The sequence below is a fragment of the Bacteroides nordii genome, from assembly GCF_019930665.1.
Taxonomy (GTDB): Bacteria; Bacteroidota; Bacteroidia; order Bacteroidales; family Bacteroidaceae; genus Bacteroides; species Bacteroides nordii.
On record NZ_CP082886.1, the window covers coordinates 4,849,899 to 4,863,956 of the forward strand.

At 42.3% G+C, this 14,058-nt stretch carries 12 protein-coding genes; 2 read left to right on the forward strand and 10 right to left on the reverse strand.

Annotation, left to right across the window (positions count from 1 at the left end):
• Positions 1–333: 333 nt before the first annotated feature.
• The 9 genes from K8P02_RS18815 to epsC all read right to left on the reverse strand — a co-directional run bounded on the left by K8P02_RS18815 (position 334) and on the right by epsC (position 10,210).
• The gene (locus tag K8P02_RS18815; RefSeq protein WP_002558572.1) at positions 334–1,119 is read right to left on the reverse strand and encodes a metal ABC transporter ATP-binding protein; all 786 of its coding nucleotides are present in this window, start codon (positions 1,117–1,119) and stop codon (positions 334–336) included.
• Between the two features lie 12 nt (positions 1,120–1,131).
• On the reverse strand, positions 1,132–2,016 hold the full coding sequence (locus K8P02_RS18820) for a metal ABC transporter solute-binding protein, Zn/Mn family (protein ID WP_394373194.1): 885 nt from the start codon (positions 2,014–2,016) through the stop codon (positions 1,132–1,134).
• A 39-nt stretch (positions 2,017–2,055) separates the two neighbouring features.
• Entirely contained in the window at positions 2,056–2,697 is a 642-nt protein-coding gene (gene mnmD, locus K8P02_RS18825; protein ID WP_007483216.1) for a tRNA (5-methylaminomethyl-2-thiouridine)(34)-methyltransferase MnmD, read from the reverse strand.
• A gap of 5 nt (positions 2,698–2,702) precedes the next feature.
• Complete coding sequence (locus tag K8P02_RS18830; protein ID WP_007483218.1) at positions 2,703–3,179, reverse strand: YqaA family protein; 477 nt, start codon at positions 3,177–3,179, stop codon at positions 2,703–2,705.
• On the reverse strand, positions 3,164–4,168 hold the full coding sequence (locus tag K8P02_RS18835) for a hypothetical protein (RefSeq protein WP_002558576.1): 1,005 nt from the start codon (positions 4,166–4,168) through the stop codon (positions 3,164–3,166). The genes K8P02_RS18830 and K8P02_RS18835 overlap by 16 nt, the downstream gene beginning before the upstream one ends.
• A 31-nt stretch (positions 4,169–4,199) precedes the next feature.
• Positions 4,200–5,474, reverse strand: a complete 1,275-nt coding sequence (gene purD / locus K8P02_RS18840) for a phosphoribosylamine--glycine ligase (protein WP_002558577.1) — start codon at positions 5,472–5,474, stop codon at positions 4,200–4,202.
• A gap of 119 nt (positions 5,475–5,593) precedes the next feature.
• Positions 5,594–7,738 carry a S9 family peptidase gene (locus K8P02_RS18845; RefSeq protein WP_223381684.1) on the reverse strand — a complete coding sequence of 715 codons (2,145 nt, stop codon included), beginning with the start codon at positions 7,736–7,738 and terminating at the stop codon, positions 5,594–5,596.
• A 99-nt stretch (positions 7,739–7,837) separates the two neighbouring features.
• Positions 7,838–9,181 (reverse strand): THUMP domain-containing class I SAM-dependent RNA methyltransferase, encoded by a 1,344-nt coding sequence (locus K8P02_RS18850; RefSeq protein WP_007483223.1) that lies wholly within the window; start codon positions 9,179–9,181, stop codon positions 7,838–7,840.
• 129 nt (positions 9,182–9,310) lie between these two features.
• Positions 9,311–10,210: a serine O-acetyltransferase EpsC gene (gene epsC, locus K8P02_RS18855; RefSeq protein WP_002558581.1), complete on the reverse strand. Its 900-nt coding sequence runs from the start codon at positions 10,208–10,210 to the stop codon at positions 9,311–9,313.
• Between the two features lie 93 nt (positions 10,211–10,303).
• Here epsC and K8P02_RS18860 point away from each other — a divergent pair, with 93 nt between their 5' ends.
• Positions 10,304–12,337 (forward strand): tetratricopeptide repeat-containing sensor histidine kinase, encoded by a 2,034-nt coding sequence (locus K8P02_RS18860; protein ID WP_007483225.1) that lies wholly within the window; start codon positions 10,304–10,306, stop codon positions 12,335–12,337.
• Positions 12,334–13,107, forward strand: coding sequence for a LytR/AlgR family response regulator transcription factor (locus tag K8P02_RS18865; protein ID WP_025866690.1), 774 nt, complete (start codon positions 12,334–12,336; stop codon positions 13,105–13,107). Before K8P02_RS18860 ends, K8P02_RS18865 begins: the two co-directional genes overlap by 4 nt.
• Before the next feature lie 320 nt (positions 13,108–13,427).
• Here the strand turns inward: K8P02_RS18865 and K8P02_RS18870 are convergent, their stop codons facing one another.
• Positions 13,428–14,045: an HD domain-containing protein gene (locus K8P02_RS18870; protein ID WP_002558584.1), complete on the reverse strand. Its 618-nt coding sequence runs from the start codon at positions 14,043–14,045 to the stop codon at positions 13,428–13,430.
• Positions 14,046–14,058: the final 13 nt, after the last annotated feature.

Genomic DNA, 14,058 nt, shown 5'->3' on the forward strand with positions numbered 1-14,058 from the left:
AAGGAACGTTCCTTTCTGAGAAAGACAAAGAATAACACCGAGTAACGGTAACGATGCTGTTTACAGGCACTTCCGCCACCGAAAAGATAGAGCTGTGATCTTCGTTACTGATCTGATTTGAATCAAACTGAATCCTATTTTTATGGTACACGGGGATAAGACAGATCGGGCAGATGACAACGGATTTTTTTATTGGTAATCAGGAAGTAAGAAAATCTGATCCGTCGTCATCCGTTTTACCAGTTTCATCCGTGTGCCTATAGAAAGCACAAAGCTATTTTAGCTTCTTCTGCATGTTAATGAGCGAATATGAGCAGAGCCCTTCGGGCTTTTTTAATCGTGATGATGGTGATGTTCTCCCAATATGCGGTGCGGTAACGTTCCGTGCCCCAATAATTCGATAGGGCAGTTGAAGTTACGTTCCAGCCACTCTGTAGTGACACCCGCGTCCGGATGATAATCTAACGTTTCGTTGACACAAGCGATAGATTTTACCTGCTGTAATACCGTGCCAATGTCATGGCTGACAAGGATAATGGCACATTCCTTGTTTATCTCTGCCAAAAGCTCATAGAGGCGGGCTTCAAAGCGTTTATCGATATAAGTGCTTGGTTCGTCGAGAATGAGAACAGACGGATCACTGACAATGGCACGTCCTAACAGGGCACGTTGCAATTGTCCGCCACTGAGCTGTCCGATGGCACGTTTCTCCAGACCTTCCAGTCCCATACGGGCGATGACAGCATGAACTTTTTCGTGCTGCCGGGCTGTAAACTTGCTGATAAGCGATTTTTTAGAACTCAGTCCGGAGAGTATTACTTCTTCTACAGAGATGGGAAATTTGCGGTCTATTGTGTTGTATTGAGGCAAATAACCCATAAAAAACTGGGAGTTGAGTGCCGGGAGTTGTGAGTGGTCTGCTCCATAATAAGTGATTTTTCCGGCAGTAGGTTTCAGCAATCCTAACATACATCTGATGAGGGTGGTCTTTCCACCTCCATTCGGTCCGATAATTCCTAAGAAGTCACGTTCATATACAGTGAGGTTAACGTCGTGCAATACTGTACGACCATCATATCCGGCGGAGAGTCCACGAACTTCTATAATCGGTTGTGCCATAATCGGAGAATCTTATTTCTTGTTATGATCCGTTAGCGCCTGGGCAACAGCTAACATTTCGGCTTCCCAATTATAACTCAGCGGGTTGATAGGAACAATGCCGGTACCGGTTTCCCGGGCAATAATTTCTGCGTTGCGGCGGTCAAATTCCGGTTGTATGAAAATGATGCGGACATCTTTCTGGCGACAGAGGTCTACCAGGTCTTTTAGATGAGCAGGTGAAGGTTCTTTTCCGCCCTCTTCGATACTGATCTGCTGCAAACCGTAGTCGCGGGCAAAATAGGAGAGAGCCGGATGGTAAATCATAAAGCTTTGGGTTGTACCGGGCTGTTGCAGGGTTTTCCTGATGATGCTGTCGGTATGCATAATGCGTTGGCAAAGGCTGTCATAGCGGTTCAGATAGTAAGCCTCATTCTCTTTGTCAAGCTGGCAGAGAGCCTTGTAGGTGTTGCGGGCAATGATCAGTGCATTATTGGTTGAGTTCCAGATGTGCGGTTCTACCCCACCGGCATGCTGGTGATCGCCATGGTCGTGTGCCTCTCCGAGGATAAGATCGATATCTTTGGAAGTATCGAAGATCTGTATGTGCGGGGTATTGTCTATCAGGCGATCCATCCATACTTGTTCGAAGCCGATATAGCCAATGCGGAGATATGCCTTACTGTCTCCCAGCGAAACGAGCTGCTGGGGGGTAGGATCGTAAGTCTCCGGACTGCTGCCTTTGGGTACGATACTGATGACGTCGAACTTGTCTCCGGCAATAGCTTCGGTAAAATAACGCTGGGGTTCTATGGTGACAGCAATGACGGGTTTCTCATTATCTTGACTCTTCCCGGACTTACCCATGTTGCAGGAAACCAGAAGAACGATTATCAGAAGAAGAGGTATATGTTTCATATATTCTTTGGGTTTAGTATATTTTCCCTCCGGCAGCCTTTATTTTCTTGCTCTTAGTATTTCCCGTTTTCCTCCCGGAGGGCCGGGGAGACGTTCTACAGTAAATCCTGCTGTCTGAAGCATCCGGCGTACTACTCCTTTGGCGCAATAGGTGGTAAGTATGCCTTTCTCGCCCATTATAACGTGTAACCGGTCGAATAGTTCTTGTGACCACATCTCCGGCTGCTTTTCGGGAGCAAAAGCATCGAAGTAAATAATGTCAAATGAGCGATCCGTAGTCAACGTTGTAAAGTCGGCTTGTACCTTCCTTAACGTAAAACAGGGGGTTATTATTGTATCCTCTTCCCAGGGAATAATATGTAGCGTTTTGAATAGCGGATTGTCACTATAGCCCAATGGTTCTATCATTTCCCAGGGGAGTGGGTAGAGCTCAATTCCGGTGTAGTGTACTTTTCTTTGAGTCGATTCGGCTGTTTCGAGTGTCAGCAGGGCATTCAAACCTGTTCCGAAACCTATTTCGAGGATATGCGGCTCGGCCACTTCAGAGGCATTCAGACCCATGTCAATAAAGATATGTTGAGATTCTGTACGTGCGCCTTTCACGGAATGATAGTGTTCGTTCAATTCCGGCACAAAAAGGGTAGCGCTCCCGTCGGCTGTTTGTTCGATAACCCGTTTCATGATGATTATATGACGAAATTGATAATGCCTTTCAGTGCAAGCAACATGAGAATATAACGTATCAGCTTACCGGCAAACATAGAAATTGTCGTGAGCCATATATTGCTGCGCATGAACCCTAACGCAATGGCAATCACCTCCCCTACAAACGGAAGGAAAGCAAAAAACGCCATAAGTGCCCCTTTGCCTTGCAGAAATGCCTCCATGCGGTCCACTTTCTCCTTTTTTACTTTGAAGTATTTCTCTATCCAGTCTACCTTGCCGAGATGCCCCATATAATAGCAGGTCATACCACCTAAGGTGTTGCCCAATGCAGCAGCAAGCACACAGGTGACCGGGCTTAATCCTACTTCTACTAATGCTACCAACACCAGTTCGGAGCTGAACGGAACTATGCTTCCTGCTAATAGGGCAGAAAGAAACAAGCCAGGGATACCCCAGTCGATAAGTAGCTGTATTACTGAGTTTATAAAAGCGTCCATATGTTGAAGCAGAATAAGAGGATTAATCCGATGGTGGAACCGATAAAGAATACGTTAGAAGTCTTGCTGCTGGTCAATACAAAAAGATGTCCTACGAGAATGCTGACACCGATCAGAAGGAGTGACATCAGATCCATGCAGTGTATCGGTTGCAGAAGTATGAACAGGAAGATACAGAAGTTCAGGAATATCAGAAAGTGCAGATAGGAACGCGTTCGTATTTTATCTTCATATCCGCTAACAATGCAATGGGCTGCACTGACAATGAACAGGATAAACAGATAGATCAATGTGACAAGCTCCCAAAGCTGTAGATTCTTTCCAAACTCTATAGGCTGAAAATGAACCAGTTCAATGAATGGTTGGTAGAATAACTCCATCTCTCCGTAGAAGAAAGCATGCCCTAATAAGAACCAATAGGGAAGGCTTATTCCGATGATAGCTCCGCAGAAACTGCGTATTGTGAGCGACTGAAACGAGTAAGCTCCTATCAGCCAAAGAGGGATGAAGTAGAGTAATTGTGGAAATAATAAACTTCCTGCACCAATAAAGGCGAAGGAATGGAATATATAGCTCACCGGATGAGGCTGCTGGTAGCTTTTGAACAGGAAAAACAAGGAGATAAGGAAAGCTACGGCAGCTACATCGCCTGCATATAGCAAATGCATACCCGGACAGATGGTAACTAAAAGAAAGTAAAGTGACGTCTGTACCGAGGCGCGCATACGGATAATAGTGAATGTATTGTTCAACTCAATCAAGAAATAACCGATAGCCGCGTATAGCATAAAACTGATCATCCTGTTTGCCCAGGAAGGCAGGCAGGAGGTGCAAATAGATTGCCACAAAGCGTATCCTGTATCTTTTGCTGAACTCATATCAGGCAAAAGAAAAGAGGTACATATCCAGCAGACTGTGCAGATAAGAATGACAACAGGCAATGTAAACCGCCCTGCTGTCACCCGGCCTTGTAATCTATTATTTCTCATTATAACCTTATAACCCTATAACTCTCCCTCACTACAGATCAAAGCCAATATCTCTTCGAAGATTCTTCTTCTCAAACTGTATCATTTCAGCCACTTTATAGCTTTTTGCCAGTGCTTCTTCTTTGGTATTTCCATATGAACTGATAGCAATGACACGTCCGCCGCTGGTTACTACTTGTCCGTCTTTTAGGGTAGTACCTGCATGGAATAGGATGCTGTCTGTGGCGGCAGCCTGATCGAAGCCAGTGATAGGGAATCCTTTTTCGTAAGTTTCCGGATAACCGCCACTTACCAACATCACACAAGCCGCCGTACGTGGGTCTATTTCCAGCGTTTTTGTATCGAGGTTCTTCTCTGCCACACCTTCAAAGAGCTCTACGAGATCACTCTTGACACGAAGCATAACGCTTTCTGTCTCAGGGTCGCCCATACGAACATTATATTCAATAACCATTGGCTCTCCTTTTACTTTTATCAATCCTAAGAAGATAAAGCCTTTGTAAAGAATGCCTTCTTCTTTCAAGCCATTTACAGTAGGTTCGATAATACGCGTACGTACTTTCTCCATGAATTCATCATTGGCGAACGGAACAGGCGTAACGCTTCCCATACCACCGGTATTAAGTCCCTTATCACCTTCGCCGATACGTTTGTAGTCTTTGGCTACGGGAAGTACTTTGTAATGTTCGCTGTCTGTCAGTACGAATACACTGCATTCAATGCCACTGAGGAACTCTTCAATGACTACCGTTGCCGAAGCATTGCCAAACATACCGCTAAGCATCTCTTTCAGCTCCTTTTTAGCTTCATCCAAAGTAGGGAGGATCAGAACACCTTTTCCGGCACAAAGTCCGTCAGCTTTCAGAACATAGGGAGCTTCCAGCGTTTCGAGGAAAGCAAAACCTTCTTCCAATGTGTCTGCTGTGATGCTTTTATAACGTGCGGTAGGGATATTATGACGTTGCATGAACTCTTTGGCAAACTCTTTACTACCTTCCAAGCGTGCTCCTTCGCGGGTAGGGCCGATGATGGCAATGTGCTGTGTCTCAGGATTTCCCTGAAAGTAGTCGTAAATACCTTCAACTAATGGGTCTTCGGGACCAACTACAATCATGCTGATGTTTTCCTTAAGAACGAATGCCTTTAATGCATTAAAATCGGTAGCTTTGATGTTCACGTTTTCGCCTACAGAAGAGGTACCGGCATTACCGGGGGCGATGTATAGCTTTTCTACTTTGGGACTTTGAGCTATTTTCCACGCCAGAGCGTGTTCACGGCCGCCCGAACCTAAGAGTAACAGTTTCATATCAATAATTGGTTAATGGGCCAATATGCCAATATGCCAATGTTGGCATCGGATATGTAGCGCTTGTTATTATTATTATTTTTCTCTCGTTTCTTTTTCAATCGGCATATTGCCCATTGTTACAGGTTATCTTCAAAATAACGGGTTATCTTTTCGTGCAGATGTATGCGGTCACGTCCCATTACATTGTGCTTATGCCCGGGATAAATGAAAAGATCCGGATACGTACGGGCATCTATGCATGCCTTCATAAAAGACAATGTATGCTGAGGCACGCAAGTATCGTCGTGATCGTCATGGATAATGAGTAAATGTCCCTTCAGATTGCCGGCGAGATTTTTCAGATTACATTGTTCGTAGCCTTCCGGGTTACTTTGTGGAGTATCCATATAACGCTCTCCGTACATTATCTCGTAATATGCCCAGTCTATCACCGGACCACCTGCCACACCTACTTTGAAAATCTCCGGATAGCGAAGTAACAGGGCAGTAGTCATATGGCCTCCAAAACTCCAGCCATGCACACCGATACGATTACCGTCTACATAGGGAAGACTTTGCAAATATTCGACTCCTTTTACCTGATCTTTTCCTTCTTCAATACCTAAATGACGGAAAGTTACATTCTCAAACTCTAATCCGCGATTGGAACTGCCGCGATTGTCAATAGTGAACATGATGTACCCTTTGTTTGCCATATAGATATCCCAGCCGCGGGCACCATTCTGCCAGCCTCCGGTTACCATCTGTGCATGCGGACCTCCGTATACATATACAATGGCAGGATACTTTTTATTCGGATCCATATCAGCAGGTTTAATAAGGCGGTAATAGATATCGGTTACACCGTCTGCTGCTTTGATTGTACCGGTTTCGATAACCGGCATTTTGAACCCAAGGAATGGATTGGCAGCAGTAAGCAGATTAACGCTTTTACCTGTCTGAGTATCAATGATATCAATTTTTCTAGGTAGGGTAGGAGTTGAGTAATTGTCAATCACATAGCGTCCTGAGTTACTTGCAATAGCGTTGTGCACACCTTCAGTGGTAGTATACATGCTGAAGGGTAAGCTTCTCTCTCCTGTTCTGATATTTACAGAGAAATTGTTCCGTCCTGTAGCATCGTTGGCACTGAAAAGAACTTCTTTCTTTTTTTCGTTGAACCCTAATATATCACTGACCAGCCATTTACCTTCTGTCAGTTGTCTGATTAGTTTGCCTGTGGTGTCATACAGATACAGGTGGTTGAAACCGTCACGCTGGCTTTGATAAATGAATTTTGTAGCATCCCAGGGCAGAAAAACAATGGGCTGTTGAGGCTCTACATATTTGGGATGTGTCTCTTCGAAAAGCGTTGCCATCAGCTCGCCTGTTTCTGCGTTGTACTGGCAGAGTTTAGCATGATTTTGATCCCGGTTCAATTCTATCAGGTAGAGACTTTTCTCATCCGGTGCCCAGCTGATATTGGTAAAATAACGGTCAGTCGGGTCTCCGGCTTTCAGGTAGAGTGTTTTTCCGTTGGAAGGATTATGAATGCCTATTGTTACCAAATGGCTGGTCATCCCTGCCATTGGATAACGAATGTTGTTCACTTCTGCTATACGTTGAGTGATGTCTACCAGTGGATATTGTGTAACCATGCTTTCATCCATGTGATAAAATGCTAATAAGTTACCTTTCGGGCTCCAGAAAGTGCCTTTGCTGATGCCAAACTCATTACGGTGTACAGACTGTCCGCAGACAACACCTTCGGACTCATCGGTTATTGCATTTTCGTTTATATACAGATTGTTACCTACTGTATAAGCGACGTTTCCGGTGGTAGTGCAGTAATCCTGATTGGCAGCCTCTTTTTTCAGAGCTGTTGTTGAAACTATTTGGTTGTTTTTGAAGTCGTAAACAATATATTTACCGGGTAGCTTAATCAGCATTTGCTCTTTGTCAGACCAGGGAAAGCTGACAGAGTGGAAGTGTTGTAATTTTCCGGACTGGTTTTCTTCCAATACTTTGTTTACAATTTCCCGTGTAGTGATAGTCTTTTCTTTTCCTGTCTTTGGATTAATAACAAACAGGGTATCTATGCCTGGTTTTATACATTCATCGCCCCACCATTGTAGTCCATAAAGGTTTTCTGCATAACGATATGTTTCACCACCCGGAATAAGATCTTCCAGTGTAGGAGTTTTTAGTTCTTGTGCCATAACGTTCGTGATAAATAGAGCTTGAAGCAACCCCATTAATAATAGATAGCCTCTTTTATTCATTGTCTTCTTGTTTTTTATCTTTATTCTTGAACCAATTCAGCATTACTTTCTGACTTCCGATTTCGTATATCTTAGTTTCTATGATAACAAGTTCATCCATTATTCTTTCTTATCACCTCTCGGTTCCCAGTTCTTCTTAAACTCCCTTGGCTTTCTGTCTCCGTTGAAGCTTCGTCCTTCTCTCGGTTTTCTGTCTCTGTCACTTGAAAAGCTACGTCCGCCTTCTTCACGGCGAGGTTTAAATTCTCTTTTTTCTTTGGGAGTACCTTCTTTATTTTCTTCTTCGCCTTCCTGGCCTTTAAACTCTTTGTACTTTCCGTCAAATATCTGATATTTGCGGAACTCACATTCCAATGCTCCGTTGAATAATGGCGTTTTTTGACTGGGCTTCAGGCCGATCTGGTCGAAGCATTCCTCACGATAGGAGAGTACCCAGGCATCATTTCCAACGAAAGCGTGCTTCAGACGTTCGCCAATCATGCTGTATAATCCTAAAAGATCATTGGTAGAAATACGTTCACCGTAAGGAGGATTGGTGATGATGATAGATTTTTCTGCCGGTTGTTCAAATTGTTGGAAGGGTTGTAACTTCAGAATGATATCTTTAGAAACCCCTGCTGCCTTCACATTGTGTGTGGCTATTTCGTTTGCCTTAGGGTTATTATCATAGCCATATATTTTGTGTGTGAATTCACGTTCCTGGCTATCGTCGTTGTATAGATTATCAAACATATCCTGATCGAAATCCACCCATTTCTCGAATGCGAACTCCTTACGGAACACTCCCGGAGCAATGTTACGGGCAATCAATGCAGCTTCTACAGGAATGGTACCTGAACCGCACATCGGGTCAATAAGATCACATTCTCCTCTCCATCCCGTCATCAGAATCATTCCGGCAGCAAGAACTTCATTGAGTGGTGCTTCTACTGCTTCCTGACGATAGCCGCGGCGATGAAGTGATTCACCGGAGGAGTCGAGTGAAAGGGTACAGGTGGTTTGCGCAATATGAATATTCAGTAATACATCCGGTCTGTTGATACGAACGGACGGACGTTTACCATTCAACTCACGGAAATAGTCGACAATGGCATCTTTAACTTTGTAAGAAACGAACTTGGAATGGCGGAATTCATCACTAAATACGACGGCATCTACGGCGAATGTTTTGTTTACATCCAGTATTTCCTCCCAGGCGATGGCTTTGATCTGCTCATAAACCTCGTCGGCATCTTTGGCCTTGAAATGTTTGATTGGTTTCAGAATGCGGATGGCAGTACGCAGACAGAAGTTTGCTTTATACATCATTTCCTTGTCTCCGGAAAATGAAACCATTCGCCGGCCTATTTGTACGTCGTTTGCTCCCAGCACTATCAGTTCTTCGGCCAGTACTTCTTCCAGTCCCTGGAAGGTTTTGGCAATCATTTCAAATTGTTCGCTCATAATGAATAATGTGCCAATATGCCAATGTGGTAATATGCCAATTGGCTGGCGCGTTAAAGTTGTTATTTTTTCAAATTGTTAATATCTGATTCTCTCAGTTGGCACATTGGCATGTTCGCAATTGGGCCATTATTTCTTTGCTTTCGTCTGTACGATTCTTGCTCCTGCGGGAACATCTTCTGTTACCCAGATATTGCCTCCTACTGTAGCATCACGTCCAATGGTAATACGTCCTAATATAGTTGCATTTGAGTAGATTATAACGTTATCTTCCAGTATTGGATGGCGGGGAATCCCTTTAATTGGCTTACCATCGGTATCTAAGGGGAAACTTTTGGCTCCCAACGTGACACCTTGGTAGAGTTTTACGTTATTGCCAATGATACTGGTTGCTCCGATTACCACACCTGTTCCATGATCAATAGTAAAATAACTGCCTATCTGTGCTCCGGGATGAATGTCTATACCTGTTTCACTGTGGGCCATTTCTGTTATAATGCGGGGAATAAGTGGTACTCCAAGTTCTAATAGTTCGTGAGCGATGCGATAGTTGCTGATAGCTCTGATAGCCGGATAACAACAAATTACTTCGCCAAAACTCTGGGCAGCGGGATCACCATTGTAGGCTGCTTCCACATCTGTTGCCAATACACGGCGCATATGTGGTAATTTACTGATAAATTTAGCAGCCAGGCGGGCAGCTTCTTCTCGTAAAGAATCATTGCAGGTATCACATCCTTCATTACTTCCGAAACAGAGTCCGGCTAAAATCTGTTCAGTCAGCAGATCAAATAATCTTTCAATGTTAACCCCTATGTGATAGTTGATTGTACGACTGTTGATAGTAGAATTTCCAAAATATCCGGGGAAAAGAATGGAGCGTGCCAACTCGATGACGTCACACAATACCCGTGCCGAAGGCAAGGGCTCGCCGTCCTTGTGTTGATGGAACAGTCCTTTGTATGATTCGCTTTCCGAAAGCTCATCGACTGCCTGTGTCAGAATGTGGGTGAAATTTAGTGGACTCATTAGATTCCTTTTCTAATTAATTGGCTACAAAGGTAAGAAATATTATGCACATTTTTCTATCTTTGTTGCGACATTCTATTAACAAAGAAGTTTATGGGGAGTAAAACCATCAAAGGGTTTGCAATAATTTGTTTATTCTTGTGTATCAATGGTTGCGGAGAACACACACAAACAGGAGAAGCAATAAAAAAGAATACTCAGACCGATTCGCTTGAAAAACAGGCAAGAGATTCTTTATTTGCTAATAATACGTATGCCCGTAATCTGTTGCGTAGCGGAATGGCAAAAGCCACTGATAGTCTTACTTTCTATAGATTAATGAATCATTACGTAAAAGCTTGTTTTGCCTCTTCTGACTTTGACTCTGTGCTATATTATAATCAGATAATTGCCCGCTTTTGCAGGGAAGCGTCCGATTCTCCTTCCATACATGATATGAAGGCGAATGTTTATAATATGACCGGTAATTACTGGATACAGAAAGCAGAGCCTGATTCATCTCTGGCATATTATCGAAAGGCATATGAAGAGCAGCGGTTGGGAAATAATGTTTTTAATCTTCCCGAACTTTGTTTTAATTTGGCAGATGCCAGTAATCATCTGGGTAATTATGCCGATGGAGCTTTCTATTATCGCAGGGGATTGTTTCTTTGTGATTCACTCCAGCTACCTGATACAAAGAAATGGACTGTTTATTGGGGATTAGGGCAGACTTACATGGAGTTACGTGATTTTGAACTTTCCAATTATTACTATGAACTGGCAGGGAATTATTATCAGGAGATGAATCCGTATGAGAAATGGGGATATCTCAATAATAGAGGGAACCATTTTTATTACAAAAAGGATTACTTGCAAGCCGAATACTATATCAGTAGAGGACTGCATGTACTGGATGACTATCCTCAAATGATTTTTGAACGGAATCTTAGTAAAGGAAATTTGGGAGAACTTTATATGCTGAATGGTAAACTGGACTCAGCTCAAATCTATCTGAATGATAGCTATCGCTATTTCACTGAGATGAATAATCGTTCGGCACTTTATTACATAGAAACCCAGCTGATAGAGCTTGCCTTAAAACAAGGTGATATTTCACGCGCTGGCAGGCTGATTGCCAATGCAACGCCTGGCGTACACATTGATGCGAATATGATAAATATCCGGAATCAATATTTAGAGCATTATTATGAACGTACAGGTGATTACAGGCGTGCTTATGAGTATCTGAAGCGGGATGTCGCGTTGAATGATTCTATTCGGAACGAACGGGTCCGTACGCGTGTAGCGGAACTCGATATGCGTTATCGTCAGGATACGATTGTGATGCGGCGTGAGTTGGTGATAGGGAGGCAAACGAGTGAAATGCGGGTGTTGCGTTTGACATCGTTTATCTGGGCTATTGGTTGTATTGTTTTAATAGCTGCATTGAGTGTTTTCTATTGGTTGATGAAGAAAAAGCGTGCTTTTATGCAGGAACGGCATTTGAATCAGATAAGTCGTCTTCGTATGGAAAATATACGTAATCATATTTCGCCTCACTTTACTTTTAACGTGCTGAATAGAGAAATTAGTCATTTAAAAGGCTCTGAAGAAGATCGGGAGGGGTTAGTAGGATTAGCAAAGCTTCTAAGAAAGAGCCTGGAGTTAACCGAAAAGTTAAGTATCCCGCTTCGGGAAGAGCTGGATTTTGTGCGGACTTATATTAATTTGGAACAGACCAGCTTGGGATCTGATTTTATATTGACATTGTCCATCGATGACAAATTGAATACGGAGCAAATTATTATTCCTTCTATGATTATACAGATTCCGGTAGAGAATGCTATGAAACATGGACTTGCCGGGATTGAAGGAGAGAAGCGGCTTACTATTTCTGTAATTTCTGAAGGTAATGGGGTTCGAATAATAATTGTAGATAATGGTAGGGGGTATCTTCCTCATATGATATCTCCCTCCAGAGGAACGGGTACAGGTTTGAAGGTTCTTTATCAGACAATCCAGTTACTCAATCAAAAAAATAAGGGAGAGAAGATTTGTTTTGAAATAAAAAAACTTGCCGATGGACAACAGACAGGGACTTGTGTTTCTGTATATATTCCATATAAATATTCTTATGATTTATGATGACAATGAATGAAATTTGTAAAGTCGTAATTATAGATGATGACTATACGGCTATAGAAGACTTGAAAAAGGGGCTTGCAGTTTATTCTGATATGCTAATCAAAGGTACGGCAGTCAATGGAGCTAAAGGAAGAAAGATGATAATGGAGCAACGTCCGGATTTGTTGTTTTTAGATATAGAGTTGCCGGATATGCTGGGTATCAGACTACTGAGTGACATGCGTGAGGAGGTTGTATGGGATATGAAAGTTGTTTTCTATACGGCATATGATAAATACCTGCTTCAGGCTTTAAGAGAATCGGCGTTCGATTACTTATTGAAACCTTTTACTACAGAGGAACTTGATGGGATTATAGAACGCTATCGGAAGGCGATGGTCACTCACCAGGTCACTCCTTCATTTTCGGCATCTATAGCTGCATTATTGCCCCAACGTGACACATTTATGATCAGTAGTGTGACAGGTTTCAAATTACTTCGTATTGAGGAAATTGGCTTTTTTGAATATTCTAAAGATAAACGGCAGTGGCAGGTAACTCTTTTTAATCAGACAAAGCTGAGTCTTAAAAAAAATACCAGAGCAGAAGATATTATAAATTATTCGGTATCATTTGTACAGATTAGCCAGTCGGTTATTATTAATGTTGCCTATTTAGCTGTTATTAATGGGAAACAATGCCAGCTTTATCCTCCTTTTAGTGAACGAAAAGACCTGTGCATTTCCCGTGGATTTTTGAAAGAATTACAAGAACGTTTCTATCTTATTTGATTTTTTTTGTTGTATAAGCACTTATTTAGACATTTTATGTGTGATTTGCGACAAAATACTCATTTTTCGCAAAAAGGGTGTTTCATATTATCCTTTTTAATGCTATCTTTGTGATGTTAGGTAGGAATTGAATGTTTTTTGGTTTTTAGATGATCAATTCTATGTAACTGGTTGAGCCGGAGCTTTTGTGAAAAAGTCTCCGGCTATTTTTTTTATTGATGAGTTTTGTTTGTGAGCGCCCATTTGGTACTTATAACAAAAAGGCGAATCGAATGTTGTGAAATAGTGGTGTAGATTTGTTTTTTATATGATCCTTGTGATTATTTCTCTTCCATAAACATTCTGTCGAAGGTTTCTCTTAGCTGTTTTCGATTATTTATCAGAGCTCTTAACTCTTTTAGCCTTTCTCCATTCTTCGAGTTTTCAAACCATAGTTTTAAGTATCCTCCTTCGGCATATTTGCTCAGGAGATGATTAAGAAAACGTTCATAGTGCCATTCTTTGCTTCCCGATGGATTTTGTTTTAGCCCATATTGTACAGTCCTTCTCAATGTAATTTCAAGGTCTATAACTCTGTCTGCTTCAGCTACAATCTTTCCGTAAATGCTGCGTGGTTCGTGGTTTGAAGAGGCTCTATGATCTTCTACGGCTTCTTTCATTATCTGTATTTCTTCGGTAGAAAACCATTGGCGGAGTATCTTGTCATTTTCAAGAATAGTTCCTGAAACAAGGTGATGGGTCGCTCTGTCTTTGCACAGTCCTGTATCGTGATAGGCAGCAATGGTGTATACCATATCCACGTCTACGGGATAGCCTTTAGCAAGTTCCAGGCTTTCTGCTATTACAGTATTTACATGCATTAAATTATGTGCTTTATCAAACGATTCGTATTGCGGAATAATAACCGTTTCTATGTATTCTTTTAGCTGTTCGTTCATCTCGGGAAAATCT

What these genes read in the sequence shown, in the direction of transcription:
- epsC (WP_002558581.1), bottom strand. Translation starts at nt 10,210, where the DNA reads ATGAGTCCACTAAATTTCACCCACATTCTGACACAGGCAGTCGATGAG.
- K8P02_RS18870 (WP_002558584.1), bottom strand. Translation starts at nt 14,045, where the DNA reads ATGAACGAACAGCTAAAAGAATACATAGAAACGGTTATTATTCCGCAA.
- K8P02_RS18860 (WP_007483225.1), top strand. Translation starts at nt 10,304, where the DNA reads ATGGGGAGTAAAACCATCAAAGGGTTTGCAATAATTTGTTTATTCTTG.
- K8P02_RS18850 (WP_007483223.1), bottom strand. Translation starts at nt 9,181, where the DNA reads ATGAGCGAACAATTTGAAATGATTGCCAAAACCTTCCAGGGACTGGAA.
- K8P02_RS18815 (WP_002558572.1), bottom strand. Translation starts at nt 1,119, where the DNA reads ATGGCACAACCGATTATAGAAGTTCGTGGACTCTCCGCCGGATATGAT.
- K8P02_RS18845 (WP_223381684.1), bottom strand. Translation starts at nt 7,738, where the DNA reads ATGAATAAAAGAGGCTATCTATTATTAATGGGGTTGCTTCAAGCTCTA.
- K8P02_RS18865 (WP_025866690.1), top strand. Translation starts at nt 12,334, where the DNA reads ATGATGACAATGAATGAAATTTGTAAAGTCGTAATTATAGATGATGAC.
- K8P02_RS18835 (WP_002558576.1), bottom strand. Translation starts at nt 4,168, where the DNA reads ATGAGAAATAATAGATTACAAGGCCGGGTGACAGCAGGGCGGTTTACA.
- K8P02_RS18820 (WP_394373194.1), bottom strand. Translation starts at nt 2,016, where the DNA reads ATGAAACATATACCTCTTCTTCTGATAATCGTTCTTCTGGTTTCCTGC.
- purD (WP_002558577.1), bottom strand. Translation starts at nt 5,474, where the DNA reads ATGAAACTGTTACTCTTAGGTTCGGGCGGCCGTGAACACGCTCTGGCG.
- K8P02_RS18830 (WP_007483218.1), bottom strand. Translation starts at nt 3,179, where the DNA reads ATGGACGCTTTTATAAACTCAGTAATACAGCTACTTATCGACTGGGGT.
- mnmD (WP_007483216.1), bottom strand. Translation starts at nt 2,697, where the DNA reads ATGAAACGGGTTATCGAACAAACAGCCGACGGGAGCGCTACCCTTTTT.